A 26,089-nucleotide genomic window follows, 5' to 3' on the forward strand; every position below is an offset into this window, starting at 1 on the left:
GAGGTGCGATGGAGACCGCCGACGCCCGCAACTTCCTGCCACCCGGGCGGGAGTCGTCGTTCGGTGGCTTCGTGGCCGGCGTCGTCGGGTTCGCGGTGCTGGTCTCCGCGGTGCCGCTGGCCGGGCTCCCCGACCGGCTGCCCGACCTGCCGGTGGCGTTCTGGACGATGGCGACGCTCGCCGTCGCCTGCGACGCGCGCCCGTTCGTGCCGCCCGGGCGGCGGCAGACCTCGGCGGTCTTCCCGTCCACCTGCTTCACCTTCGCCATCCTGCTCGGCTGGGGGCTGGGCCCGGCCGTGGCCGTGCAGGCGGTCGCGGTCGCCGTCTCCGGCTGGCGGATGCGGCACTCGGTCTGGCGGACCGCCTTCAACGCCGCCCAGTACGCGTGCGCGCTCGGCGCCGCGTACCTGGTGCTCCGGCTCGGACCGGGCGGGCTCTTCGACGCCGGACGGCTGCGCTGGACCGACGTGGCCGCGGTCGGCGCCGCCACCGGCACCTGGTTCGCGGTCAACTACGGCCTGGTCAGCACCGCGCTGCGACTGCGCTTCGGCGGTCGGTGGTGGCCCAGCGCCCGGCAGGCGCTCCCCTTCGAACTGCTCTCCACCGGCTCGCTGCTGCTGCTCGCCCCGGTCCTGGTCGCCGCCGCCCGGGCCAGCGCCGCCCTGATCCCGCTGGTGCTGGTGCCGCTCTTCGCCGTCTACCGGATGTCCCGGCTCTCCGCCGAGCAGGAGCAGCTCGCCGACCTCGACCCGCTCACCGGGCTGCCCAACCGGAAGGCCCTGCTCGCCGAGGTGGCCGAGCAGGTGCACCTGCACGCCGAGCGGGTCGCCCGGGTCGCCCCCGACGCCCACCTCGCCCTGCTCCTGATCGACCTGGACCGGTTCAAGAACGTCAACGACGCGCTCGGCCACGCGGTCGGGGACCGGCTGCTGGTCGAGGTGAGCGCCCGGCTGGCCGACGTGGTCGCCGGGCGGGACATGCTGGCCCGGCTCGGCGGGGACGAGTTCGCCATCGTGGCGGCCGGGCTGACCGGCGTCGACGACGCGCGGGAACTCGCCGGCCGGGTGGTCGCCGCGCTCGCCGAACCGGTGTCGCTGGACGGGCTGCCGCTGGACGTCGGCGGCTCGATCGGCATCGCCCTCTTCCCCGAGCACGGCGAGGACTACGCCACCCTGATGCGCCACGCCGACGTGGCGATGTACGACGCCAAGCACCGCAACGACACCGTCGCCGTGTACGCCGCCGAGTCCGACCACAACTCCGCCGAGCGGCTCGGACTCCTGGCCGACCTGCGGCGCGTACTCGAGGCGGGGCCGGGAGGCGGACGGACGGTGCGGGGCGGCGACGGCGCCGCGCTGCCGTCCCGGCTCGGCGTGGACCCGCGGGCCTCGGCCGGCGGGGCCACCCGGTGGTGGTCGCGGCGCCGGCGGCAGCGGGCGACGGTGACCCACCCCGACGAGCTGCTGAACCGGATCCTCACCGGCGCCGACCCGACCCGCCGGCACGCCGACCCGGCCCACCGCTCCGACGGCCCGGCGGTCGCCGGCGAATCCGCCGGCCCGGCCGCGCCGGCGGCGCCGGTGGACGCCGAGCCGGTCACCGACGCCGGCGAGATCACCATGTACTACCAACCGCAGATCGCCATCGCCACCGGCGAGGTGGTCGGGGTGGAGGCGCTGCTGCGCTGGCGGCACCCCCGCCGGGGCATGGTCGACCCGGGCGAGCTGATCCAGGTCGCCGAGCAGAGCGCGGTGATGAGGCTGCTCACCCAGCGGGTGGTGGACGACGTGGTGGAACAGCTGGCCAAGTGGTCCGCCGCCGGGATCAGCCTGCGGGCCGCGCTCAACGTCAGCGTCCGCGACCTGCACACCGGGGAGATCGCCGACCAGATCGCCGACCGGCTGACCCGCTACGGGGTACGCCCCGAACGGCTGCAACTGGAGATCACCGAGGGCGCCCTGATGGCCGACCCCCGGCGGGTGCTCACCACCATCACCCGACTGCACCAGCTCGGCGTGGCCATCTCGCTGGACGACTTCGGCACCGGCTACTCGTCGCTGCAGCACCTGCGCCGGCTGCCGCTGGCCGAGGTGAAGGTGGACCGGTCGTTCGTGCTCGGGATGGCCGAGGATCCGGACGACGCGGCGATCGTCCGCTCGATGATCGAGCTGGCCGGCGCGCTCGGGCTGCGGGTGGTCGCCGAGGGCGTGGAGGACGAGCGCACCTGGCGGCTGCTGCACGCGGCCGGCTGCGACGCCGCGCAGGGCTGGTTCTACGCCCGACCCATGCCCGCCGAGGAGCTCGTCGCCTGGTTGTCCCGGTACCGCCCGGTGCGTCCGGTGCCCAGCGCCGACGTGGAGATCCCCCGCCGCCACGCCCGGTGAGGCGGGCCGGCGAGGGGGAGTCGGAGGCGTCCGCGTGGGCGCAGGACAATAGACTCGCTCCGGTCACCGCGCGTCATCCTCCCCGGAGCCCGCGCGGCCGGCACACCGCAGACCCAGCAGGACAGCCACGAAGGGGGCACCGATGGCCGCCATCTCCCGCGAGGAGGTCGCGCACCTCGCGCGACTGTCGCGGCTCGCCGTCACGGAGGAGGAGTTGGACACCTTCGCCGGTCAGCTGGACGTGATCCTCCAGTCGGTCGCCCAGGTCGGCGAGGTCGCCGCGGCGGACATCCCGCCGACCTCCCACTCGGTGCCGCTGACCAACGTGCTCCGCGAGGACGTGGTGACGCCGTGCCTGACCCCGGAAGAGGTGCTGTCCGGCGCGCCCGACGCCGACCAGCAGCGGTTCCGTGTCCCGCGGATCCTGGACGAGGATGTGGCTTCATGAGCGAGCGCAGCGAGCGACTCATCAGACTCAGTGCGGTGGTGCCTCATGACGGCACGGAGCGAAGCGGAGTGCCGGCATGAGCGACCTGACCAAGCTGACCGCCGTCGAGATCGCCGGTCTCGTCGCCGGCGGTGAGACCTCCGCCGTGGAGGTCACCCGGGCCCACCTGGACCGGATCGGCGCCGTCGACGACCGCGTGCACGCCTTCCTGCACGTCGACACCGAGGGCGCGCTGGCCGCCGCCCGCGCGGTGGACGAGCGCCGGGCCGCCGGCGAGGAGCTGGGCCCCCTGGCGGGGGTGCCGGTCGCGGTCAAGGACGTGCTCACCACCAAGGGCGTGCCGACCACCGTCGGGTCGAAGATCCTCGAGGGCTGGCGCCCGCCGTACGACTCGACGATCGTGCAGCGGTTGCGCGCCGCCGGCACGGTGATGCTCGGCAAGACCAACATGGACGAGTTCGCGATGGGCTCCTCCACCGAATACTCCGCGTACGGCCCCACCTACAACCCGTGGGACCTGAGCCGGATCCCGGGCGGCTCCGGTGGCGGCAGCGCCGCCGCGCTGGCCGCGTACGAGGCGCCGCTGGCGATCGGCTCGGACACCGGCGGTTCGATCCGCCAGCCGGGCGCGGTCACCGGCACCGTCGGCGCGAAGCCCACCTACGGCGGCACCTCCCGGTACGGCCTGGTGGCGTTCTCCTCGTCGCTGGACACCCCCGGCCCGTGCGCCCGCACGGTGCTCGACGCCGCGCTGCTGCACCAGGTCATCGCCGGGCACGACCCGCGCGACTCGACCTCCATCCCGCAGCCGGTGCCGGACGTGGTGGCCGCGGCGAAGCTCGGCGCGACCGGTGACCTGACCGGGGTGCGGCTCGGCATCGTCAAGGAGTTCGCCGGCGAGGGCGGCGAGCCGGGCGTGATGGCCGCGTTCCGCGAGTCGGTCGACGCGCTGGCCAAGCTGGGCGCCGAGATCGTCGAGATCTCCTGCCCGCACTTCAAGTACGCGCTGCCGGCGTACTACCTGATCGCGCCGAGCGAGTGCTCCTCCAACCTGGCCCGCTTCGACGGGGTGCGGTTCGGCCTGCGCACCGGCGACGACGGCAACCGGTCGCTGGAGGAGGTCATGTCGCTGACCCGGGAGGCCGGCTTCGGCCCGGAGGTCAAGCGGCGGATCATGATCGGCACGTACGCGCTCTCCTCGGGCTACTACGACGCCTACTACGGCCAGGCGCAGAAGGTCCGCACCCTGATCACCCGCGACTTCACCGCGGCGTTCGAGCAGGTGGACGCGCTGATCTCGCCGACCACCCCGTTCGTGGCCTTCCCGGTCGGTTCGCGCACCGCCGACCCGTACCAGATGTACCTGGCGGACCTGTACACCATCCCGACCAACCTGTACGGCGGCCCGGGCATCTCGGTGCCGTGCGGCCTCTCCGACGGCCTGCCGGTCGGCCTGCAGGTGATGGCCCCGACGATGGCGGACGACCGGATGTACCGGGTGGCCGCCGCGCTGGAGTCGGCGGTCGGCACGTTCACCCCACCGGCACTGTGAGTCAGGAGCACCGATGACGACGACACTGCCCGCGTACGACGAGGTCGTCGCGCGCTACGAACCGGTGATCGGCCTGGAGACCCACGTCGAGCTGGGCACGAACACCAAGATGTTCTGCGGCTGCCCGACCGACTTCGGTGGCGAGCCGAACACCCGGGTCTGCCCGGTCTGCCTGGGTCTGCCCGGTTCGCTGCCGGTGGCCAACAAGGCGGCCATCGAGGCGACGATCCGGATCGGCCTGGCGCTGAACTGCTCCATCGCCGAGTGGTGCCGGTTCGCCCGGAAGAACTACTTCTACCCGGACATGCCGAAGAACTTCCAGATCAGCCAGTACGACGAGCCGCTCTGCGTCGACGGCTACCTGGACGTCGAGGTCAACGGCGAGCTGGTGCGGATCGGCATCGAGCGGGTGCACCTGGAGGAGGACACCGGCAAGACGCTGCACGTCGGTGGCGCCACCGGCCGCATCCACGGCGCGACCGAGTCGCTGGTGGACTACAACCGGGCCGGCATCCCGCTCGTCGAGATCGTCACCAAGCCGGTCCCCGGCACCGGCGCGCTCGCCCCCGAGGTCGCCAAGGCGTACGTGGCCGAGCTGCGCGACGTGATCCGCTCACTGGGCGTCTCCGACGTGCGGATGGAGGAGGGCTCGCTGCGCTGCGACGTCAACACCTCCCTCAACCTGCCGGGCGAGGAGTGGGGCACCCGCACCGAGACCAAGAACGTCAACTCGCTGCGCTCGGTGGAGCGCGCGGTGCGCTCGGAGATCCTGCGCCAAGCGGCGGTCCTCGACGCGGGCGGCCGGATCCTCCAGGAGACCCGGCACTTCCAGGAGGACACCGGGGACACCCGGCCGGGCCGGTCCAAGGAGACCGCCACCGACTACCGGTACTTCCCGGAGCCGGACCTGGTGCCGCTCGCCCCGGACACGGCCTGGGTCGCCGAGCTGAAGGCCGCCCTGCCGGAGCTGCCGCGGCTGCACCGCCGCCGGCTGCAGGAGCAGTGGGGCCTGTCGGAGGCGGACATGCAGTCGGTGCTCAACGCCGGCGCGGTGGAGCTGATCGAGCAGACCGTCGCCGCCGGCGCGACCCCGGCCGCCGCCCGCAAGTGGTGGCTGGGCGAGCTGTCCCGCCGGGCCAACGAGACCGGTGCGGAGCTGGCCGACGTCGGGGCCACCCCGGAACAGGTCGCCGAGCTGCAGGGCCTGGTCGACGCCGGCAAGCTCAACGACAAGCTGGCCCGTACCGTCCTGGAGGGCGTGGTGGCCGGCGAGGGCTCGCCGACCGAGGTGATGACCAACCGGAACCTGGAGGTCGTGTCGGACACCGGCGCGCTCACCGCCGCCGTGGACGAGGCGATCGCCGCGAACCCGGGCATCGCCGACAAGATCCGCAGCGGCAAGGTCGCGGCGGCCGGCGCGCTGGTCGGCGCGGTCATGAAGACCACCCGCGGCCAGGCCGACGCCAAGACCGTCCGCGAGCTGATCCTGGAACGCCTCGGCGTCCAGGGCTGAGCCCGACCGGGAAGGCCGCCGCCGCGAACCGGCAGCGGCCTTCCCGCCTTTCCCGAGTACGCGCGACCCGCGCCACCCCCCCCTCGCGTGGGCGTCAACGGCGACGCCTGAATGGAGCCACCGTGAAGCAGCACGACCTCGACGTCCTCGACGAGATCCAGCGCCGGGTGCTCTGGCTCGCCACCCGCATCGTCGACGCCGCCAACCACGACCGGGACACCGGTGACGGGGTGAAGGTCGGCGGCCACCAGGCCTCCAGCGCCTCCCTGGTCACCGCGATGACCGCGCTCTGGTTCGCCCACCTCGACGCCGAGGACCGGGTCGCGGTCAAGCCGCACGCCTCGCCGGTGTTCCACGCCATCCAGTACCTGCTGGGCAACCTGGACCGGTCGTACCTGCCGAAGCTGCGGGCGCGGGGCGGGCTCCAGTCCTACCCGTCGCGGACCAAGGACCCGGACGAGGTGGACTTCTCCACCGGCTCCGTCGGTCTGGGCGCCGCCGCGCCGCTCTTCGCCGCGGTCACCCGGCGCTACGTCGACGCGCACTTCGGCGCCCGGCCGCACTCCCGGTTCGTCGCGTTGATCGGCGACGCCGAGCTGGACGAGGGGAACATCTGGGAGGCCGTCGCCGACCCGGCCACCACTGGCCTGGGCAACGTGATGTGGCTGGTCGACTTCAACCGCCAGTCGCTGGACCGGGTCGTCCCCGGCATCCGGATCAACCAGTGGCGCGGCCAGTTCGAGGCCGCCGGCTGGCACGTCGTGGAGGTCAAGTACGGCCGCCGGCTCGCCGAGGCGTACGCCCGGCCGGGCGGGGAGGCGTTGCGCGACTGGATCGACCGGATGCCCAACGAGCAGTACCAGTCGCTGTTCGGGCTGGCCGGCCCGGCGCTGCGCAAGCAGTTCCTCGACGGCGCGCCGGCCGGGATCGAGGCGTTCATCGCCGACATCTCCGACGACGAGCTGGGCCCGCTCGTCACCGACCTGGGCGGACACGACCTGGCGGCGATGCTCGACGCGTACGCCCAGTGCGACGCGGTCACCGACCGGCCCAGCGTGGTCTTCGCGTACACCGTCAAGGGCTGGGGTCTGCCGCTCGCCGGCAACCCGCGCAACCACTCGGCGCTGCTCAGCACCGAGCAGGTCGACGCGCTGCGCGTCGCGCACGGCCTGACCGCGGAGACCGAGTGGGACCGCCTCGACCCGGCGTCACCGGCCGGCATCCGGGCCGGCGAGCGCCGGGAGGCGCTGTCCCGCGCGCCCCGCGAGCGGGCGCTCGGGGTCACCGTCCCGGAGACCACGAGGGTACGGGCGAACAAGCCGGTCTCCACCCAGGAGGTCTTCGGTCGGGTGCTGGTCGACCTGGCCCGGGACGAGAACGTGGCGCCCTACCTGGTCACCACCGCGCCGGACGTGGCCACCTCGACCAACCTGGCCGGGTTCATCAACAAGACCGGTGTCTTCGCCCCCACCGAGCAGCGCTCCTGGTCGGAGGACCGGATGCTGCGCTGGACGGAGAGCCCCGCCGGGCAGCACATCGAGCTGGGCATCTCGGAGATGAACCTGTTCCTGCTGCTCGGCCAGCTCGGCTTGTCGTGGGACCTGTCCGGGCAGCCGCTGCTGCCGGTCGGCACGGTCTACGACCCGTTCGTGCTGCGCGGCCTGGACGCGTTCCTCTACGGCACCTACTCCGGCTCCCGGTTCGTGGTCGCCGGCACCCCGTCGGGCATCACCCTGGCCCCGGAGGGCGGCGCCCACCAGTCCACCATCACCGCCTCGGTCGGCCTGGAGCTGCCTGGGGTGACCTTCATCGAACCGGCCTACGCGGCCAGCCTGGACTGGCTGCTCTGCGACGCGCTCGGGCAGATCGCCGGTGGGCCGGCCCCGGCCGCCACGGCCGCGCCCGCCGAGGACGGGGCGTACTACTTCCGGCTCAGCACCCGCCCGATCGACCAGGCGCCGTTCGAGGCGGCCCGGGCGCGGATCGGCGACGCGGTGCTGCGCCGGCAGGTGGTGGCCGGGGCGTACCGGTTGGTGGACGCGCACCAGGCGTACCCGCACCTGGCGGACGCGCCGGTGGTGACCCTGGCCGGGTCGGGCGCGGTGCTGCCGGAGGTGCTCGCGGCGGCCGCGGAGCTGGCCGACGAGGGCATCGCCGCGCACGTGGTCGACGTGACCTCGCTGGACCGGCTCTACCGGGCCTGGCAGCGCACCCTGCGCCAGGGCGTGCGGACGGCGACCGTGCCGAGCGTGCCGGGCGCGCTGCGGGCCGCGTTCGGTGACCGGACCCCGGTGGTGACGGTGCACGACGCCGCCTCCCACGCGATGGCGTGGCTCGGCTCGGCGCTCGGCGTGCCGGCGGTGCCGCTCGGGGTGGACGAGTTCGGCCAGTCCGGCACCGTCCGCGACCTGTACGAGCTGCACGACCTGCTGCCCGGCAGCATCGTCAACGCCGCGCTGGCCGCCCTCTCGCTGCGCTGACCGCCCGCGGCCGGTCCAGCTGGTCCGGCCCGTTCGGCTGGTCCGGCTGGTCCGGCCCGTCCGGCTGGTCCGGCTGGTCCGGCCCGTTCGGCTGGTCCGGCCGGTCCGGCTGGTCGGACCGGAGCGACCGGTCCGGCGGCCAGTCGCGCCGGCTTCGCCGGGCCTGACTGTCGGTGACGGCGCCTTTGTCCTGACCGAGCGTGAGGCTCGGCCTACCTCCGCAGACCTCCTCTCGGTCCTTTGCTCTGCTGCCCTCCCGGCAACACCACAGTTGAGCAGGGCATTCAGTGGCAACACCTCGCAGGGAGCGTTCACCGTCGGTGACTGTTGCGTCCGCCGCAGCAGAGCAAAGCGGGTGAGCGTGGCGTCGGGAGCCTGCCGCGAGCTTGCGCTGCGTAACGGTCGGGGGTGGGTCGCTCTTCCGCCCGCCTCCGCCGTCCGCCCGCCCGCGCGCCTCTGCCGCGCGCCTCTGCCGCGCGCCTCCGCCGCGCCCCCCGCCGCGCCCCGCCTCAGCGCGTCTCCGCCTCCGCGCGTCTCCGCCGCTTTCACGAGGGGCTCAGCCCGGACGGGAGGGGCTCAGCGGGTCGGGGTGGGGGTTACCGGGACCGGGGCGCCCCGCGCCGGCTCCTTGATCACGTTCCGTTCCAGGTTGACCTGCGCCTCGCCGGTGCCGCCGACGGTGATGTCGTCGTACGCCTGGAGCTGCCTGCGCTGGTCGAAGTAGAGCACCGTCATCGACAGCGGGGTGGGCTTCTCGCCCTCCAGACCGCGCAGCCCGGCCCCGCCGGTGGAGCCCTGCACCATGAGCTGGGTGGTCTGCCTCCCGGGCACCTGCGGCAGCTTGGACACCTGCCGGTTGTGGGTGTGCCCGGCGAGCACCAGCGGGCAGGTGCCCGACAGCGGGCCGGCCGAGGCCGGGTCGTGCACCAAGGCGATGTCCACCGGCCGCGGCGAGTTGCGCACCGTGCCGGCGAGCTTCTCCCCGGTCCCGATGACCTGCTCGGCGACCTGCCGAGTGAGTCCGCTGCCGGCCGGTGAGGTGTTCTTGTCCGGGGTGAAGCGGGGATCGCCGATGCCGGCGATGGTCAGCCCGTCCACGGTGGTGGTCGTGTTGTTCAGCACGATGGCGTTGGGCTGCCGGCCGACCGCCGCCGCGGTGCGCGGCGAGTCGTGGTTGCCCCGGATGTAGACGTACGGCTTCTTGAGCAGCCCGATCGAGCCGACGAACGAGGCCTCCGGCTCGCTGCCCCAGTCGGTGATGTCGCCGGTGTCGATGACCACGTCGATGTCGAACTGCTCCACCACGGTGCGGATCAACTGCCAGCCGGTCGGGTTGAGGTGCATGTCGGAGACGTGCAGCACCCGCATGGTGCCGGGGGCGGGCTCGTAGACGGGCAGGGCGGAGACGGTGGTGTAGAGCTTGCTGACGTTGCCGACCACCCGCTGCAACTGCTCCGCGTAGCGGCTGTAGTCGTTGGCGATCCGCCGCGCGTCACCGACGATCGCCGGGGCGTTGACCAACAGCCCCTCGTACCGCGGCTCCTCGATCGCCTGGGGGCGGATGGTGGCGGCGGCGAGCCCGAGGCTGCCGGCGGTGACGGCCAGGGCGACCCCCGCCGACCAGGCGGTGCGCCGGGTGTCCCGGAAGACCAGCACGGCCAGCACCAGGGTGACCAGCACGACCGTCGCGATGGTGCGCAGGCCGAGCCGCATCGCCCCGTCCCGCACGTCCTCGACGGCGGTCTGGCTGGCCCGGCTGATGCTGGCCGGGTCGTCGATCAGCGCCTCGGTCCGGCCCTGGTCCAGCGCGCCGAGCCGGACGGTCAGGCGGGTCGGCCCGTCGTGGCTGTCCAGCAGCAGCGCGCCCAGCGGCGGGATGTCGACCGTGGTGCCGCCCTCGACCGTCGGGGTGAGGCTCATGTTGGCGCGGAACGGCCCGATGTCGGTGTCGAGCCGTCCACCGGCCAGCGTCCCGATGATCGCGCCGGCGAGGCCGACGGCCAGCACCGCCACGACCACGCCGACCCGCCGGGCCACGCCGGACCCGCCCGACCGTCCGGCCCGTCGCGTCCAGGGCCGCCAGCGCCGCTCACGCCGGGCCGCCGAGGGCTCCGCGTCCCCGGTCCCGCGCTGCTCGTTCTCCTGACCGTCCATGCTGAGATTCTGACCTGCCCAGTGAAGGATCTTGGCAAACCCGGGCACGACTCTCGGTCGCCGGACGCGACACGCCGGTGCGTGCCCCGGCCGTGGGCGGGGCGGCGGATGCGGATCAGCTTCGGCCGGCGCCGCCGTCGGCGAAGACCAGCCGCAGCAGTCGGTCGTCCTCGGGCTCCGGCCGGCCCCGCCCGTCGTGGTTGGAGCTGGAGGCCCAGAGAGAGCCGTCCGGCGCGGCGGCGATGGCCCGCAGCCGGCCGTACCTGCCCTTGAGCAGTTCGCGCGGCTGGCCGAGCACGGTGCCGGTGTCGGTCAGCTCGACCACCCAGAGCCGCTCGCCGCGCAGGCAGGCGGTGACCAGCAGCCGGCCCGTCGTGGTGAGGCCCGAGCAGGAGGCGTCGGCGGTGCGCCACTGCGCGATCGGGTCGACGTAGCGCTTGTCGCCGGCCTGCCCCTCGACCAGCGGCCAGCCGTAGTTGGCGCCCTTGTCGATCCGGTTGATCTCGTCCCAGGTGTTCTGGCCGAACTCGGTGGCGTACATCCGCTTGCCCGCGTCCCAGGCGAAGCCCTGCACGTTGCGGTGCCCGAGGGACCAGACCGGCGAGCCGGGGAAGGGGTTGCCGGGCGCCGGGCGGCCGGCCGGGGTGATCCGCAGGATCTTGCCGCCGAGGCTCTTCGGGTCCTGTGCGGCCTCCCGGTCGCCGGCGTCGCCGGTGCTGACGTAGAGCTGCCCGTCGGGGCCGAAGCCCAGCCCGCCGCCGTCGTGGAGCTGCGCCCTGGGGATGCCGGTCAGGATCGGGGTGGGTTGGCCGCCGAGGACCAGCTTGGCGACCCGGTTGTCCTGCTCGGTGGTGTAGTAGACGAAGACGGTGCGGTCCTTCGCGTACGCCGGGGAGACGGCGATGCCGAGCAACCCCGCCTCGCCCCCGGCGGCCACCCCCGGCACGGTCTGCACCGGGGTGACCCGCAACCCCTCCGGTGTGGACTCCGGGCCGACCTGGAGGATCCGGCCGGTGTCCCGCTCGGTGACCAGGGCGGCGCCGTCGGGGAGGAAGGCGATGCCCCACGGCACGCGCAGCCCCTTGGCCAGGACGGTCGCCACGACCTGCTGGCCGGCGCCGCCGGAGCTCGCCGACGCCGACGGAGTCGGCAGATTCGGTGGTTCGCCGGCCGGGTCCGGCTCCGGTTGGCCGAAGCTGCACCCGGTCAGCAGCAGCGCCGCGCTGGACGCCGCCAGCGCCGCGCGGAGTCGGCCGGTGCGGGGGTACGGGGCACGGACGCTCATCCGGCCCAGCGTAGCCCGCGAAACCGGACCCGCCCGCCCTGGCGGGGACAGTCGACCCGGTGAACGGCTCAGCGGGCCCGGACGGCGAGCAGGGCGATGTCGTCCTCGCGGTGCGCGGTGGCCAGCAGCAGGTCGCAGATCTCGGCCAGCGGGAGCTTCGAGGCGCCGGCGAGCTCGTCGAGCAGCTCGGCGATCCCCTCGTCGATCGGGCGGTCCCGGCGCTCAACCAGCCCGTCGGTGTAGAGCAGCAGGGTGTCCCCGGGGGCCAGCGCCGTCTCCTGGCTGGTCCGCCGGACCGGGCGGGTGAGGCCGAGCAGCGGCTCCCGGCGGCCGTCGAGGACGCGGACCGTTCCGTCGGCGCCCGCCACCAGCGGCGGCGGGTGCCCCGCGTTGCACCAGCGGACGGGAAGACTGCCGTCGGTCTCCGGGCCCAGCCGGGCCAGGATGGCCGTGGCGGCGGTCCGGATGCGCAGTCCGGAGATGGTGGCGTCCAGCCGGGTCATCAGCGCGTCCACCGGGTCGGTCCGGTCGAACGCGTTGCCCCGGACCAGATTGCGCAGCTGCCCCATGGTCGCGGCGGCCTCGATGTCGTGGCCGGCGACGTCCCCGATCGCCACGATCAGGTCGCCGTCGGGCTGGACGAAGGCGTCGTACCAGTCGCCACCGACCTCGACCCGGTCGGCGGCCGGCTGGTAGCGGGCGGCGAGCTCGACGGCCGCGCTCTCCGGCAGCTCGGGCAGCATGCTGTGCTGGAGCACCTCGGCGACGTGCCGCTGCTCGCCGTAGATCCAGCTGTTGCCGACCGCCTGCCCGGCACGACGGCCGATCTCCAGCGCGGTGTGCAGGTCGGTGTCGTCGAAGGGCCGCCGGCCGGGGGCGTTGAGCAGCGTCACGCTGCCCAGCACGGCGCCGCGCCCCGGCGGGATGATCGGCACGGTCAGGTGCGACCCGAAGCCGAGTTTCTCGGCCAACGACACCAGCTCGGGGTTGGTGGTGGCCCGCCGGACATCGTCCAGGTCGGCCGCGCTGCCCAGCACCGGCTGGCCGGTGCGCAGCACGGTGCGGGTGATCGACCTGGGGCCGAGGCTGGTCGTCATCAACTCGGCGAAGCGGGTGACCTCGACGAGCCGCGCCGGGTCCCGGTGCAGGGCGCTGACCCGGCGGGGCGAGCCGTTCCGGTCGGCCAGGGTGACCAGGGCCCAGTCGGCGAGCAGCGGCACCACCGCGCCGGTCAGCCGCTCCACGGCGGTGTCGGCGTCCAGGGTGCCGCTCAGGGTCTCGCTGAGCCCGGAGAGCAGTTCGAGCCGTTCGTGCGCCTCCTCCACCGCCCGCCGGGCCTGCCGGGCGCCGTCCAGCGCGATTCGTAGCCGCAGCTCCGACGAGCAGGCGGCGGCGAGGTCGGACAGGGTCCGCAGCTGGGTCGCCGTCCAGGCCCGGGGCTTGTGGTCGATCGCGCAGAGCGAGCCGAGCACCCGGCCGTCCAGATCGGTCAGCGGGACGCCGGCGTACGCGATGACGCCCAGCTCGGGGAGGGCGAGGTTGTCCCGCACCCGGGGGTAGAGCCGGGCGTCCGGCAGCACCATCGGCAGCTCGATGTCGACCACGTGCTGGCAGAACGAGTGGCTCAGCGGGGTCTGCCGGCGGGCGGCCCACGGCTCCGGCAGGCCGACCGCCCCGGGGAAGAACTGCCGGGTGTCGGTGACCAGGGAGACCAGCGCGACCGGCACGTCGAGCAGGTCGCTGACGAGCCGGGCGAACCGGTCGAAGGCCTCGTCCGGCTCGGCCTCCAGGCGGGTGTCGGCGAGTGACCGTAGCCGGGCGGGGTCCGTCAGGGCCGAGGTGTCGTCGGCCGGGCGCCGGTCGGGGCGGCCCGGGGAGCACTCGGTCATCGGCCACCCGTCTGCGATCGTGCGGTACGCCGGTCGGCGTTCCGATTCTCGGTTATACCCGCCACCGCGACCCGGTGCCCACGGATGTGGGCCGCGCCGCCGTACGGCGGGCCGATGGCCGGACCGCCCGGCCCGACGCCCGTGGGACCGCTATCGTCGGCGGACGTGAAGGTGTGGATTGCGCACGAGGCCGGGACCGCGCTGCTCGGTGAGGTGCCCGCGGGCGTCACGGTGGAGCCGTGGACGGACCCGGGCACGATGCCGTCGGACCCGGCGGGCGTCCGGTTCTGGGTGCCGCCGTTCCTCGCCGCCGGTGACGTCGGCGCGCCGCTGGGCCGGCTGCCCGACCTGGCGGTGGTGCAGCTCCTCTCCGCCGGGGCGGACGCCTGGGTCGGCCGGATGCCGCCGGGGGTGGCCCTCTGCGACGCCCGCGGCGTGCACGACGCCGGCACCGCCGAGTGGGCCGTCACGGCGATCCTGTCCCAGCTGCGGAACTTCCCCGCCATGGCCCGCGCCCAGGCCCGCCGGGAGTGGGCGTACGCCGAGGTCACCCCGACCGACGAGCTGACCGGCAAGCGGGTGCTCATCGTCGGGGCCGGTTCGATCGGGGCGGCGGTCCAGGCCCGGCTCGCCCCGTTCGAGGTCACCTTCACCCTGGTGGCGCGCACCGCCCGCCCGGCCGAGGGGGTGCACGGCGTGGCCGACCTGCCCCGGCTGCTGCCCGAGGCGGACGTGGTGGTGCTGCTGGTGCCGCTCACCGCGGCGACCCGGGGCATGGTCGACGCGGCGTTCCTCGCCGCCATGCCGGACGGTGCGTTGCTGGTCAACGCGGCGCGCGGCCCGGTGGCGCGGACCGAGGCGCTGGTCGCCGAGCTGACCTCCGGCCGGTTGCGGGCCGCGCTGGACGTCACCGATCCGGAGCCGTTGCCCACCGACCACCCGCTCTGGGAGCTGCCGAACGTGCTGCTGACCCCGCACGTGGCCGGTTCGGTGCGTGGCCTGCTGCCGCGGGCGTACCGGCTGGTGGGCGAGCAGCTGCGCCGGTACGCGGCGGGGGAGCCGCTGCACAACACGGTGGTCGACGGCTACTGACGCCGGGAACCGGCGCCGGCGCCGCTCAGCGGGGGTCGGACAAAGTCTGCCCGGTGGCCGACACCAGCCGGGGCAGGTCGGCGCCGCGCACCGCGGGCAGGACGACCTCCTGCCCGTCGCCGAGGCGGGCGACCGCCCGGCCGCGCCCGTCGGTGGTGAGTTCGGCGACCTGGTCCCAGCGGATCCGCCGGTCGCCGGCGAGCGCCCGCAGCCGCAGCTCGCGCGGGTCGGCGTCGGTGCCGGCCCGCCACGCCCAGACCCCGACGGCCAGCGGCACCAGCAGCACCGGCGACAGGTACCACTCGACGCCGGCCAGCGGCAGCGCGCCGAGGAAGGCGACGATCGCCGCGACCAGGATGGCCTGGTTGTGCCGGAAGCGGATGGTGTCGGCGCTGTTCACCCCCCGATGATCCCACTCCGCGCCGGTCCCGCTCCGGCCGGGCGGCCCCACCCGCACCGGCACCCGCGGCAGTGACGTGGCTCACGTCGTCGGGGGCGTAACCGGTGAAACGGTGGTTCGTTGAGGGGAGTTGGCGTGCCGGCTACCCGCAGGCACTCCGCGTACCGCCCGCACCGCCGCACCGCCCCGTGTCCCCCCTCACGAAGGCGACCGCCGTGCTCCACGCGTACCTCGTCCGTCGTCCGCCGTCCGCGGTGGCCGCCGTGCTGGCGGTGGCCGTGCTCCTCACCGGCGCCGCCGTGGCCGGTCCGCTCGCGCCGTTGGCCGCCACGACGCTCGCCGCCGCCCTCGGCTGCGCGGTGGCCGGCGTCCGGCTCTCCCGGTTGGCGGCCGCCGACGGCGGCGGGCGGCGGGCGCGGCGGCGCCGCCGCGCCGCCGCGCTGCTCGACGCGGCCGTGATGGTGGTCGGCCTGACGGTGGCCGTCCTGCCGCTGGCCGATCCCACGCAGCGCCCGTACGTCACCACGGCCGGCCTGGCCGCCGCGGCCCTGACGTACGGCGGTGGGCTGCTCCTGCTCCCCGGCCACTCCCGGCTGGCGTCCCGGGTCCGGCTGCGCCGCGGCGTCGACGTGCTGGGCCTCGGCGCCGCCCTGCTCTTTGCCGGGTGGGTGCTGCTCCCACCGGGCGAGGTGCCCCCGCTGGCCCGGGTCGTGACGGTGGCCGGCGCGGGGGCGCTGGCGGGGCTGCTGGTGAGCGCGTTCGCCGAGCGGTACCGCCGGCCGGGCGCGGCGCTCTGCCGGGCCGGTGCCGCGGCGGCCGTCCTCGGCCTGGGTGACCTGGCGGTGCTGCTGGCCTACCGGGTGCCGGAGTCGGCGGTGCTGTCGGCGGTGGCGCCCCTGGTGGCCGGGCCGCTGCTCACCGCCGCCGGCATGGCCCGGGTCGCCGCCGGCGATCCGCCGCGCGGCGCCGGCCCGCATCCCGCCTGGTCCGGGGCGACCGCCCCGGCGGCGCTGGCGACGCTGGCCGCGGGGTGGCACCTCTGGGTCTTCGGCGGCTTCACCCCGACGGCGGTGCTGCTCGGGCTCGCGGTCATCCCACCGCTGGTGGTCCGGGAGCTGCTCGCCACTGCGGACGCCCGGCGTCGGGCGCGCCGCCTGGCCGCCCGGGAGGCTCGCTTCCGGACGCTGGTCTCCGGCGGTCGGGACCTGGTCCTGCTCGTCGACGACGAGCTGCGGGTGAGCTGGCTCTCCGCGGCCGGCGCGCGCTGGTTCGACCTGCGCGACGAGGAGGTCCTCGGCCGGCCGCTGGCCGACCTGCTGCACCCGGAGGACGTGCCCGGCGCCGTCGCCCGGCTGACCGGAACCCCGGCCGGTGGGGAGCCGCCGCTGCTGGTGGCGCGGCTGTCCACCGCAGACGGTGGCTGGCGGGAGACCGAGTCGACGGTGAGCGACCAGCGCGGGACGCCGGAGGTGGGCGCGCTGGTGCTGCACGTACGCGACGTGGGGGAGCGCCGCCGGCTGGAGCGGGAGTCGCCCCGGCCGGCCGCCACCGACCAGCCCACCGGCCTGGTCGACCGGCGCGAGCTGCTGTGCGCCCTGGACACCGGGCGGGAGGGCGGGGGTGCCCTGCTCCTGGTCGAGCTGCACGGCCTCGGCGGGGCCGACGACGGCGCGGGCCGGGCGGTGGGGGACGCCGTGCTGGTGGCCGCCGCACGCCGGATGCGGGACGTGGTGGGGCCTCGGGACCTGGTCGCCCGGGTGTCGGGGGAGGAGTTCGCGGTGGTCACCGGGCTGGGTCCGGTGCCGGCGTACGCGTTGGGTGCCCGGTTGCTGGCCACGCTCTCCGAGCCGTGTCCCACCCCCGGGGCGATGGTGCGGCTGCGGGTCAGCATCGGCCTGGCCGAACTGGCCGGGGCGGGCCCGGAGGACGTGCTGCGCCAGGCGGAGCTGGCCCGGCGGCGGGCCGCCCAGCTCGGCGGGGGCCGGGTGGAGTGGTACGACCCGTACCTGGAGGAGCAGCTGGTCCGCCGGCTCGACGTGGAGCGGGAGCTGCCCGGCGCGGTCGCCCGCGGCGAGCTGGACCTGGTCTACCAGCCGGTGCTGGGGCTGGCCGACCGGCTGCCGGTCGGCACGGAGGCGCTGCTGCGCTGGCGCAGCCCGGTGCTCGGCACGGTGCTGCCGGCGGAGCTGCTGCCGGTCGCGGAGGACCTCGGCCTGGTCGGTGAGCTGGGCCGGTGGGTGCTGGACCGGGCCTGCCGGCAGCTCGCCGAGTGGTCGACCGGTGGCCGGCAGCTCTGGATGGCGGTCAACGTGACGCCCCGGGAGCTGCTCGCGCCGGAGTTCCTCCCCGCGGTGGCGGCGACGTTGGCCGGGTACGGCGTGCCGGCGGAGCGGCTGGTGGTGGAGGTCGGCGAGCCCCGGGTCGGCGCGGAGCTGCCCACCGTGGTGGCCCGGTTGGCCGGGTTGCGGTCGCTGGGGGTGCGGACCGCGCTGGACGACTTCCGCGCCGAGCACGCCTCGCTGGCCCAGCTGCGCCGGCTCCCGATCGACCTGCTCAAGGTCCGTCCGCAGGCGCCGGAGTCGGCGGCCGGCCCGGAGCGCCCGCTGATCGACGTGGTGGTCAGCCTGGGTGAACGGTTGGGCCTGGAGGTGGTGATGGAGGAGCTGGAGTCCGACGCCGACGTGGACCGGGCCCGCCGGGCCGGTTGCCGCTACGGGCAGGGCTTCGCGTTGGCCCGCCCCGCGACCGCCGAGCGGGTCGAGGCGTACTTCGAGGAGTTCCCCTCCGCGTCCCGTTGAGCCGTCTCGGGGCTGCGGTCGCTGCGGCTGCGCCGGAATAATCGCAGGCTCTCCGCTGCAAGACTTTGCACGGTGCAAGTTGCCCTACTCGTGAGGTGCGGCGGACCTGGAGGAAGCGATGAACGACACGGCGGGCGAACTCGAGCCCTCTCTGGTCCAGAAGGCCGTGGAGGCGATCGCCATCTCACCGGAGGCGGCCACCGAGCTGGTGGACGGTTACCGTGCGACCTTCGAGGCCAAGTTCAAGCGAAAGCCCGAGAGCCTGGAGGACAAGCGCCGGATCGCCGACAAGGTCATCGACCGGTACTCCAAGTTGTCGGCAGCCGCTGGTGTGGTCACTGCGGCCCCCAGCGTGATTCCGGGGATCGGGACGGCGGTCGCTGTCCTGGGCGGCGGGGTCACCGATCTCGCCGTGGCACTCAAGCTCCAGATCGACATGTGCATGTGTCTGGTCGAGGTCTACGAGGCCGAGCTGAGCGACGAGGACAAGAAGCACCTCGCCTTCGTGCTCGCGTTGGCGGGTTCGGCAGAACAGATGGCGGCGAACGGCGGCAAGGCGGTGGTCCAGAAGGTCGCCCAGAAGTTGGTCTACCAGTACCTGCGGGGACCCGCCCTGGCCATGATCAAGCAGTTGTTCAAGCAGGTGTCCATCAACTTCACCCAGAAGGCGGCGGCAAAGGCGGTCCCATTCGGCGTGGGTGTCATCTTCAGTGGCTCGACCAACTACGTCCTGACGACGGTGGTGGGCAAGGTCGCGGTCGCGGTCCTGGCCAAGGATGTGGAGTAGGCCGAGGGCCTGGCCCGACGTTCCCTGAACCGATTCACCGCACCCGGGGTGGTGCGGTGCTGCCGCGCGGGGTGAGGTGGGCGGTCTCGTCCTGCACGCCGGTCACCGCCTCCCCGGCGATGACCCGGAGCAACTGCCGGGCCGCGTGCGCCCCGTACGCCGGGATGTCCCGGCCGAGGGCGGTCAGCGGTGGGTGCACCAGCTGGCACAGCGGCGAGTCGTCCCAGGCCACGATCGACAGGTCGCCGGGGACGGCGAGCCCCATCTCCTGGGCCACCGAGAGGCCGGCTATCGCCATCACGTCGTTGTCGTAGATCACCGCGGTGGGCCGGTGGGCGGAGCTGAGCAGCCGCCGGGTGGCCCGGGCGCCCTCCTCGCCGGTGTAGTCGGACCAGACCGTGGCCGTGTCCTCCAGTCCCAGCCGGCGGCACACCTGGGCGAAGGCGTCGGTACGGATCTCGGTGTGCAGCAGCGAGGGCAGGCCACCCACCCGGGCGATCCGCCGGTGTCCGAGCGCGGCCAGGTACTCCACGGCCTCCACCAGCGCGGCGGCGTCGTCGGACCAGACGCTGGCGAGGCTCCCGGTCCGCCCGGGTCCGCCGATCACCACCGCCGGCAGTCGCAGCTGCTCCAGCGCCGGCACCCGGAGGTCGTCGGTGCGCAGGTCGCAGACGAAGACGCCGTCCACCCGCCGCTCGGCCCACCAGCGCCGGTAGACCGCGATCTCGGCTTCCTGGTCGGCCACCACCTGGAGGGTGAGCGCGTAGGACCGGGCGGAGAGTTCCGCCTCGACGCCGCTGATCAGCTCCATGAAGAACGGCTCGATGCCCAGGGTCCGGGCGGGCCGGCACAGGGCCAGGCCGACGGCGTTGGCGGTGGCGCCGGAGAGGGCGCGGGCGGCGCTGCTCGGGCTGAAGCCGATCTCGGTGGCGATGGCCAGGATGCGTTGTCGGGTCGCCTCCGAGACGCCGGGCTGCCCGTTGAGCGCGTACGACACCGCGCCCTTGGACACTCCGGCGCGCCGGGCGACGTCGGCGATGGTCGGACGCTTCACCGGCGTGCTCCTCCAGTCTCGCGGCCTTCGGGGGCCGGTTCCGCGGCGCCGGGATCACCGGCGGCCCTCACGCTACCGCGACCGGTCGGCGGGCTCCGCCCGCCATCGGTCGGCCTGCGCCACCGTGCGGCATCGACTACTTGCGCGGTTAAGCGTACGACCTGACCCGCCGGCCCCGCCGCACCCCGGGGTGGGTCCAGCTGCACGGGGAAGCGCTACACCATGCATGGTCACGCTCCCGTCGGGCCTTGACGGGTCCGGAAGGCTGCGTCGTTCGCCGACCGTTGACAGTGCTGGGGTCGGACCGTACGGTGGCCTAACTTATCCGGTTCAGTCAACGTTCCTCGATATGAGGAGCGTTCCCGTTTGGCGCGGAGGATGACATGAAAAGGTCCTGGACCCACTGGGCCCGCGCGGCGACGGCCGGCGCCGTGAGCCTGTTCCTGGTCGCCGGATGCAGCGGCAGGAGCACCACCGACTCCGACTCCGGCGACGGCACGGTCACGCTGAAAATCAACTTCTGGGGCGACTTCGGTCTCCAGGACCTGAAGACCCGGTACGAGGCCGCCAACCCGAAGGTGAAGATCCAGCTCAACTCGGGCGAGTACAACGCCCAGCACGAGGACCTGCAGAAGAAGCTGGTCGCTGGCAACGGGGCACCGGACATCGCCGCCATCGACGAGGGCTTCATGGTCCAGTTCCGTGGCCAGTCCGACAAGTTCGTCAACCTGCTCGACAAGGGTGCCGGTTCGTACGAGAGCAAGTACCTGCCCTGGAAGTGGAAGCAGTCGCTCTCGGCTGACGGCAAGACCCAGATCGGCCTCGGCACCGATGTCGGCGGCCTGGCCATGTGCTACCGGACCGACCTGTTCAAGGCCGCCGGGCTGCCCACCGAGCGGGACCAGGTCTCCGCCCTCTGGCCCACCTGGGACAAGTTCATCGAGGTCGGCCAGCAGTACACCGGCAAGACCAACAAGAAGTTCATCGACGCGGGCACCAACCTGTTCAACCCGATCCTGGGCCAGCAGCAGGTCGGTTTCTACAACGACCAGGAGCAGCTCCAGATGGAGCAGGGCCCGAAGGTCGCCTTCGACTACACGGTCAAGGCCGTTCAGGCCGGGCTCTCGGCCAACCTGGTCAGCTTCCAGGCCGACTGGGACAAGGGCTTCACCAGCGGGGCCTTCGCCGTCCTCGCCTGCCCGGCATGGATGCTCGGTCACATCAAGGAGACCGCCCCCGGCACCCAGGGCAAGTGGGACATCGCCGCGGTGCCTGGCGGCGGCGGCAACTGGGGCGGCTCCTTCCTGACCATCCCCGAGCAGGGCAAGCACGTCGACGAGGCGTACAAGTTGCTGGAGTGGCTGGTCCAGCCGGAGCAGCAGATCGAGATCTTCAAGAAGGTCGGCAACCTGCCCTCGCAGCCGGCCCTCTACGCCGACCCGGCGATCGCCGAGTTCAAGAACCCGTTCTTCAACGACGCGCCGGTCGGGCAGATCTTCCCCAAGATGGCGCAGGGCCTGACCCCGCAGTACCTGGGCAAGAAGAACGGCCCCACCCGCGTCGCGGTGGAGAACGTCATCCGCCGGGTGGAGAACAAGACCTTGAAGCCGGACGCCGCCTGGGCGGAGGCGGTCAAGGAGGCCGAGAAGGCCGGCACGTCCTGACGATCCGGTGACCGGTGGCGGAGCGGAACCGACCGCTCCGCCACCGCCCCGGGCGGCCATCCGCCGCCCGGCAGCCCGGCACCCCGGGCCTCTGCCCGGTCGAGGCCGACCCGCACCGTCCGTACCCCCGTCACCTCTTCGGCCCTGGAGTGTGTCCCATGTCCACCACCCGTGCCGCGCCCGCGCCGTCGGGCCGCCGAGCCGCGCCGGGGCGCGGCGGCTCCGGATCCGATGAGCGACGCCTCAGCTGGCGCAACCGGCTGTACCGCTTCGACATGCGCTACATGCCGTACCTGATGATTGCGCCGTTCTTCCTGCTCTTCATCGTCTTCGGGCTCTTCCCGCTGGTCTTCAACGGCGTGGTCTCGCTGCGCAACTACCGGCTCGACGACCCGACGCTGCCGTACTGGGCCGGCGCCGACAACTTCACCCGGCTGGTCGGCGACGAGGACTTCTGGAACGCGCTCTACAACACCTTCGGCATCTTCCTGCTCTCGTCGGTGCCGCAACTGCTGCTGGCGCTGGTGGTGGCCTCCCTGCTCAACCGCCGGCTGCGCGCGCAGACCTGGTGGCGGGTGGGCGTCCTGTTGCCGTACGTCACCCCCATCGTCGCCTCGTCGATGGTCTTCAGCGTCTTCTTCTCCCGCGACTTCGGCATGGCCAACTGGGTGCTCGGCCTGTTCGGGTACGGCAGCCCGGACGCCCCGATCGACTGGCGGGCCGACAAGCTGCACTCCTGGATCGCCATCGCCACGATGGTCAACTGGAAGTGGATCGGCTACAACGCCCTGCTCTACCTGGCCGCCATGCAGTCCATCCCGCGCGACGTCTACGAGGCCGCGGCGATCGACGGCGCCGGCCCGTGGAAGCAGCTGTGGAAGATCACCGTGCCGATGATCCAGCCGGTCATCGTCTTCACCGTGGTGCTCTCCACCATCGGCGGCCTCCAGCTCTTCACCGAGCCCATGCTGTTCGACCCGAACGCACAGATCGCGACCGGCGGGCCGAACGGCGAGTGGCAGACCATCGCGCAGCTGATCTACAAGGTCGGCTGGAAGGACCTGAACCTCGGCTACGCCGCCGCGATGTCCTGGGCGCTGTTCCTGATCATCCTGATCGTCGCCGGCATCAACACGCTGCTGACGAACCGTCTCTCGGGAGGTCGCAGATGACCGCCGTCGCCCCGCCGCGGCCCGCCGCGCCGGTTCGGCGCAACAAGCCGGCCCTGATGGGACGGGCGCCGCAGGACACCCCGGCCGGTGTCTGGACCTACCTGCTGCTCGCCGCCACCATGCTTTTCTCGGCCTTCCCGCTGTACTGGATGTTCGTCATCGCCACCAGCAACGACGAGGCGCTGGCGAAGCTGCCGCCGGCCGTCGTGCCCGGCGACCGGTTCATGACGAACGTGGAGGAGGTCTTCTCCCTCCAGGACGTCTACTTCGCCGCCTCGCTGGTCAACAGCGTCATCGTCTCGACCGTGGTGACCGCCTCGGTGCTGTTCTTCTGCTCACTGGCCGGGTTCGCCTTCGCCAAGCTGCGCTTCAAGGGCAGCCGGGCGCTGATGCTCTTCGTGGTGCTCACCCTGACCGTGCCCAACCAGCTCGGCATCGTGGCGCTCTACATCGTGATGGGCAAGCTCGGCTGGAACGGCACCCTGCTCGCGGTCATCGCGCCCGGCCTGGTCACCGCGTTCGGCGTGTTCTACATGCGGCAGTTCATCGTCAACACCGTGCCGGACGAGCTGGTCGAGTCCGCCCGGGTCGACGGTGCCACCACCATGCGCGTCTACTGGAACATCGTGCTGCCGGCGATCCGCCCGGCCCTGGCGGTGCTCGGCCTGCTCACCTTCGTCGCCACGTGGAACGACTTCCAGTGGCCGCTGATCACGCTGAGCGGCACCGACTACCCGACGTCGATGGTGGCCGTCTCCGACCTGGCCAGCGGAAACTATGTGATCTACCGGCGGGTGCTGGCCGGCGCGTTCATCGCCACCATCCCCCTGCTGGTCATGTTGTTCATCGGCGGCCGTCAGATCGTCCGCGGAATCATGGAAGGCGCGGTGAAGTCGTGATCCACCAGAGGCTGCACGAGGGCTGGGAGCTGCGGGCCGTACCGGGACAGCAGGTGCCGGCGGAGATCGCCGGCCGGGCCGTGCCGGCCACCGTGCCCGGCTGCGTGCACACCGACCTGCTCGCCGCCGGCCTGATCCCGGACCCGTTCGTCGACGACAACGAGACGGCGCAGGCCTGGATCGGTCGCACCGACTGGAGCTACGAGACCACCTTCGCGCACGAGCCGGGCGACGAGGACCGGGTCGACCTGGTCTGCGCCGGGCTCGACACGGTCGCCACCATCACCGTCAACGGCACCGAGGTGGGCCGCACCGAGAACATGCACCGCGGGTACCGGTTCGACGTGCGGTCCCTGCTGCGGCCGGGCGCCAACAGCTTGACCGTCCGGTTCGACTCGGCGTACCGCTACGCCGAGGCCCGGCGGGACTTCCTCGGCGACCGGCCGAACGCCTACCCGGAGCCGTTCCAGTTCATCCGCAAGATGGCCTGCAACTTCGGCTGGGACTGGGGGCCCACCCTGGTCACCGCCGGGATCTGGCAGGAGATCGGGTTGCACGCCTGGTCCACCGCCCGGCTCGCCGCCGTCCGTCCACTGGTGACCGTCGCCGACGGCGAGGGACGGGTGGAGCTGCACGTCGAGGTGGAGCGCGCCGCGGACACCCCGTTGAGCGTCCGGGCCACCGTCGCCGGCGCGGCCGTCGAGGCCGTGATCCCGGCGGGGGAGCGCACGGCCGTGGCCACCCTCACCGTCCGCGACCCGGAGCTGTGGTGGCCCCGGGGGTACGGCGCTCAGGCGCTGCACCGGCTCGACGTCACACTCTGCGCGCCGGACGGCCGGACGCTGGACGCCTGGTCCCGTCGGATCGGCTTCCGCTCGGTACGCCTCGACACCACTCCCGACGCGCACGGCACCCCGTTCGCCCTGCACGTCAACGACGTCCCGGTCTTCGTCCGCGGGGTCAACTGGATCCCCGACGACCCGTTCCCGAGCCGGATCACCCGGGACCGGCTGGCGCACCGGTTCGGCCAGGCCGCCGGGGCCGAGGTGAACCTGCTCCGGGTCTGGGGCGGCGGCCGGTACGAGTCGGAGGACTTCTACGACCTCGCCGACGAGCTGGGCCTCCTGGTCCAGCAGGACTTCCTATTCGCCTGCGCGGCGTACCCGGAGGAGGAGCCGTTCGGCTCCGAGGTGGCCGCGGAGGCCGCCGAGCAGGTCACCCGGCTCGCCGGCCACCCGTCCCTGGTCCTGTGGACCGGCAACAACGAGAACATCTGGGGCTGGCACGACTGGGACTGGCAGGAGCCGCTGGCCGGTCGCACCTGGGGGCGGGGCTACTACCTCGACCTGCTGCCCCGGATCGTGGGCGAGCTGGACCCGACCCGGCCGTACTGGCCGGGCAGCCCGTGGTCGGGCCGCGAGGAGGTCCACCCCAACGACCCGGCGCACGGCACCACCCACATCTGGGACGTCTGGAACACCGACGACTACACGAAGTACCGGGAGTACGTGCCGCGCTTCGTCGCCGAGTTCGGCTATCAGGCGCCGCCGGCGTACGCGACGCTGCGCCGGGCGCTGAGCGACGAGCCGCTGGCCCACGACTCGCCCGGGATGGCCCACCACCAGAAGGCCGCCGACGGCGACGCCAAGCTCCAGCGCGGCCTGGACGCGCACCTGCCGGCGCCGGCCGACTTCGACGACTGGCACTTCCTGACCCAGCTCAACCAGGCCCGGGCCATCCAACTGGGGGTGGAGCACTTCCGCTCCCACCGGGAGGTCTGCGCCGGCACCATCCTCTGGCAGCTCAACGACTGCTGGCCGGTCACCTCGTGGTCGGCCATCGACGGTGACGGCCGGCGCAAACCCCTCTGGTACACGCTGCGCCGGGCGTACGCCGACCGGCTGCTCACCGTCCAGCCCCGCGACGGCGGGCTGGCCCTGGTGGCGGTCAACGAGACCGGAGAGCCGTGGCGGGCCCCGGCGACGGTGACCCGGCTGACCCTGGCCGGCGAGCCGAGGGCGAAGACCTCGACCCAGCTCGACGTCCCGCCGTACTCGGCGGTGACGATGGCGCTGGCGGCGGACCTGGCGCGGCCGGAGGACGCCCGCCGGGAGTTGCTGGTCGCCGAGGCCGGTGACACGGCGCGGCGGGCGCTCTGGTTCTTCGCCGAGGACCGGGACGCGCAGTGGCCGGCGGCCCGCTTCGACGCGACGGTCGAGCCGGTCGACGGCGGCCAGCGGGTCCGGGTCACCGCCCGGACGGTGCTGCGCGACCTGACCCTCTTCCCGGACCGGCTCGACCCGGCCGCCGAGGTCGACGAGGCGCTGGTCACCCTCCTGCCCGGGGAGTCGGTCACCTTCACCGTGCGCGCCGACGCGCCGCTGGACCCGGCGGCGCTCACCACCCGCCCGGTGCTGCGCTGCGTCAACGACATCTGAGCTGACGGGGGCCGCACCTACGAGCGTGATACCTCAGAGGCATCAAGATGCCTCTGAGGTATCACGCTTCACCCGGCATC

Annotated in this window: 17 protein-coding genes; 12 read left to right on the forward strand and 5 right to left on the reverse strand. The window is 73.5% G+C overall.

Annotated elements, in window-relative coordinates:
- The first annotated feature begins 8 nt into the window (after positions 1 to 8).
- The 5 genes from AC5L3Z_RS13465 to AC5L3Z_RS13485 all read left to right on the forward strand — a co-directional run bounded on the left by AC5L3Z_RS13465 (position 9) and on the right by AC5L3Z_RS13485 (position 8,377).
- Positions 9 to 2,384: a putative bifunctional diguanylate cyclase/phosphodiesterase gene (locus tag AC5L3Z_RS13465; protein ID WP_494841955.1), complete on the forward strand. Its 2,376-nt coding sequence runs from the start codon at positions 9 to 11 to the stop codon at positions 2,382 to 2,384.
- Between the two features lie 142 nt (positions 2,385 to 2,526).
- Positions 2,527 to 2,832 carry an Asp-tRNA(Asn)/Glu-tRNA(Gln) amidotransferase subunit GatC gene (gene gatC, locus AC5L3Z_RS13470; RefSeq protein ID WP_334519044.1) on the forward strand — a complete coding sequence of 102 codons (306 nt, stop codon included), beginning with the start codon at positions 2,527 to 2,529 and terminating at the stop codon, positions 2,830 to 2,832.
- Positions 2,833 to 2,908: 76 nt separating this feature from the next.
- On the forward strand, positions 2,909 to 4,384 hold the full coding sequence (gene gatA, locus AC5L3Z_RS13475) for an Asp-tRNA(Asn)/Glu-tRNA(Gln) amidotransferase subunit GatA (RefSeq protein ID WP_494841957.1): 1,476 nt from the start codon (positions 2,909 to 2,911) through the stop codon (positions 4,382 to 4,384).
- A 13-nt stretch (positions 4,385 to 4,397) separates the two neighbouring features.
- Positions 4,398 to 5,897 carry an Asp-tRNA(Asn)/Glu-tRNA(Gln) amidotransferase subunit GatB gene (gatB, locus tag AC5L3Z_RS13480; RefSeq protein ID WP_494841959.1) on the forward strand — a complete coding sequence of 500 codons (1,500 nt, stop codon included), beginning with the start codon at positions 4,398 to 4,400 and terminating at the stop codon, positions 5,895 to 5,897.
- Between the two features lie 122 nt (positions 5,898 to 6,019).
- A complete protein-coding gene (locus AC5L3Z_RS13485) occupies positions 6,020 to 8,377 on the forward strand; it encodes a thiamine pyrophosphate-binding protein (RefSeq protein ID WP_494841961.1) in 2,358 nt (785 codons plus the stop codon).
- Positions 8,378 to 8,953: 576 nt separating this feature from the next.
- On the opposite strand, the gene AC5L3Z_RS13490 is transcribed toward AC5L3Z_RS13485, so the two are convergent.
- The 3 genes from AC5L3Z_RS13490 to AC5L3Z_RS13500 form a co-directional block, all read right to left on the reverse strand.
- Positions 8,954 to 10,531, reverse strand: a complete 1,578-nt coding sequence (locus AC5L3Z_RS13490; protein ID WP_494841963.1) for a metallophosphoesterase — start codon at positions 10,529 to 10,531, stop codon at positions 8,954 to 8,956.
- Between the two features lie 115 nt (positions 10,532 to 10,646).
- Entirely contained in the window at positions 10,647 to 11,816 is a 1,170-nt protein-coding gene (locus tag AC5L3Z_RS13495) for a PQQ-dependent sugar dehydrogenase (RefSeq protein ID WP_494841965.1), read from the reverse strand.
- A gap of 68 nt (positions 11,817 to 11,884) precedes the next feature.
- Complete coding sequence (locus tag AC5L3Z_RS13500; protein WP_494841966.1) at positions 11,885 to 13,705, reverse strand: SpoIIE family protein phosphatase; 1,821 nt, start codon at positions 13,703 to 13,705, stop codon at positions 11,885 to 11,887.
- Between the two features lie 165 nt (positions 13,706 to 13,870).
- Here AC5L3Z_RS13500 and AC5L3Z_RS13505 point away from each other — a divergent pair, with 165 nt between their 5' ends.
- On the forward strand, positions 13,871 to 14,797 hold the full coding sequence (locus AC5L3Z_RS13505; RefSeq protein ID WP_494841968.1) for a 2-hydroxyacid dehydrogenase: 927 nt from the start codon (positions 13,871 to 13,873) through the stop codon (positions 14,795 to 14,797).
- Positions 14,798 to 14,822: 25 nt separating this feature from the next.
- On the opposite strand, the gene AC5L3Z_RS13510 is transcribed toward AC5L3Z_RS13505, so the two are convergent.
- Positions 14,823 to 15,197 (reverse strand): PH domain-containing protein, encoded by a 375-nt coding sequence (locus AC5L3Z_RS13510; protein ID WP_494841969.1) that lies wholly within the window; start codon positions 15,195 to 15,197, stop codon positions 14,823 to 14,825.
- 215 nt (positions 15,198 to 15,412) lie between these two features.
- Between AC5L3Z_RS13510 and AC5L3Z_RS13515 the strand changes: the two genes are divergently transcribed.
- Positions 15,413 to 17,995, forward strand: a complete 2,583-nt coding sequence (locus tag AC5L3Z_RS13515) for a putative bifunctional diguanylate cyclase/phosphodiesterase (RefSeq protein WP_494841970.1) — start codon at positions 15,413 to 15,415, stop codon at positions 17,993 to 17,995.
- Positions 17,996 to 18,113: 118 nt separating this feature from the next.
- Positions 18,114 to 18,782, forward strand: coding sequence for a hypothetical protein (locus AC5L3Z_RS13520; RefSeq protein WP_494841972.1), 669 nt, complete (start codon positions 18,114 to 18,116; stop codon positions 18,780 to 18,782).
- 34 nt (positions 18,783 to 18,816) lie between these two features.
- Here the strand turns inward: AC5L3Z_RS13520 and AC5L3Z_RS13525 are convergent, their stop codons facing one another.
- The gene (locus AC5L3Z_RS13525) at positions 18,817 to 19,836 is read right to left on the reverse strand and encodes a LacI family DNA-binding transcriptional regulator (RefSeq protein ID WP_494841973.1); all 1,020 of its coding nucleotides are present in this window, start codon (positions 19,834 to 19,836) and stop codon (positions 18,817 to 18,819) included.
- A 383-nt stretch (positions 19,837 to 20,219) separates the two neighbouring features.
- Here AC5L3Z_RS13525 and AC5L3Z_RS13530 point away from each other — a divergent pair, with 383 nt between their 5' ends.
- From AC5L3Z_RS13530 to AC5L3Z_RS13545, 4 genes are all read left to right on the forward strand, one after another.
- Positions 20,220 to 21,500 (forward strand): ABC transporter substrate-binding protein, encoded by a 1,281-nt coding sequence (locus tag AC5L3Z_RS13530; protein ID WP_494841974.1) that lies wholly within the window; start codon positions 20,220 to 20,222, stop codon positions 21,498 to 21,500.
- A 158-nt stretch (positions 21,501 to 21,658) separates the two neighbouring features.
- A complete protein-coding gene (locus AC5L3Z_RS13535; protein ID WP_494841976.1) occupies positions 21,659 to 22,672 on the forward strand; it encodes a carbohydrate ABC transporter permease in 1,014 nt (337 codons plus the stop codon).
- 56 nt (positions 22,673 to 22,728) lie between these two features.
- A complete protein-coding gene (locus AC5L3Z_RS13540) occupies positions 22,729 to 23,571 on the forward strand; it encodes a carbohydrate ABC transporter permease (protein ID WP_494842187.1) in 843 nt (280 codons plus the stop codon).
- Positions 23,568 to 26,009, forward strand: coding sequence for a glycoside hydrolase family 2 protein (locus tag AC5L3Z_RS13545; RefSeq protein ID WP_494841978.1), 2,442 nt, complete (start codon positions 23,568 to 23,570; stop codon positions 26,007 to 26,009). The genes AC5L3Z_RS13540 and AC5L3Z_RS13545 overlap by 4 nt, the downstream gene beginning before the upstream one ends.
- Positions 26,010 to 26,089: the final 80 nt, after the last annotated feature.

Source organism: Micromonospora sp. LZ37 (assembly GCF_059359015.1).

Bases quoted from the DNA above. Each gene is read 5' to 3' on its own strand.
- gatA (WP_494841957.1), top strand. From the start codon at position 2,909: ATGAGCGACCTGACCAAGCTGACCGCCGTCGAGATCGCCGGTCTCGTC.
- AC5L3Z_RS13500 (WP_494841966.1), bottom strand. From the start codon at position 13,705: ATGACCGAGTGCTCCCCGGGCCGCCCCGACCGGCGCCCGGCCGACGAC.
- AC5L3Z_RS13540 (WP_494842187.1), top strand. From the start codon at position 22,729: ATGGGACGGGCGCCGCAGGACACCCCGGCCGGTGTCTGGACCTACCTG.
- AC5L3Z_RS13465 (WP_494841955.1), top strand. From the start codon at position 9: ATGGAGACCGCCGACGCCCGCAACTTCCTGCCACCCGGGCGGGAGTCG.
- gatC (WP_334519044.1), top strand. From the start codon at position 2,527: ATGGCCGCCATCTCCCGCGAGGAGGTCGCGCACCTCGCGCGACTGTCG.
- AC5L3Z_RS13495 (WP_494841965.1), bottom strand. From the start codon at position 11,816: ATGAGCGTCCGTGCCCCGTACCCCCGCACCGGCCGACTCCGCGCGGCG.
- AC5L3Z_RS13490 (WP_494841963.1), bottom strand. From the start codon at position 10,531: ATGGACGGTCAGGAGAACGAGCAGCGCGGGACCGGGGACGCGGAGCCC.
- AC5L3Z_RS13530 (WP_494841974.1), top strand. From the start codon at position 20,220: ATGAAAAGGTCCTGGACCCACTGGGCCCGCGCGGCGACGGCCGGCGCC.
- AC5L3Z_RS13520 (WP_494841972.1), top strand. From the start codon at position 18,114: ATGAACGACACGGCGGGCGAACTCGAGCCCTCTCTGGTCCAGAAGGCC.
- AC5L3Z_RS13535 (WP_494841976.1), top strand. From the start codon at position 21,659: ATGTCCACCACCCGTGCCGCGCCCGCGCCGTCGGGCCGCCGAGCCGCG.
- gatB (WP_494841959.1), top strand. From the start codon at position 4,398: ATGACGACGACACTGCCCGCGTACGACGAGGTCGTCGCGCGCTACGAA.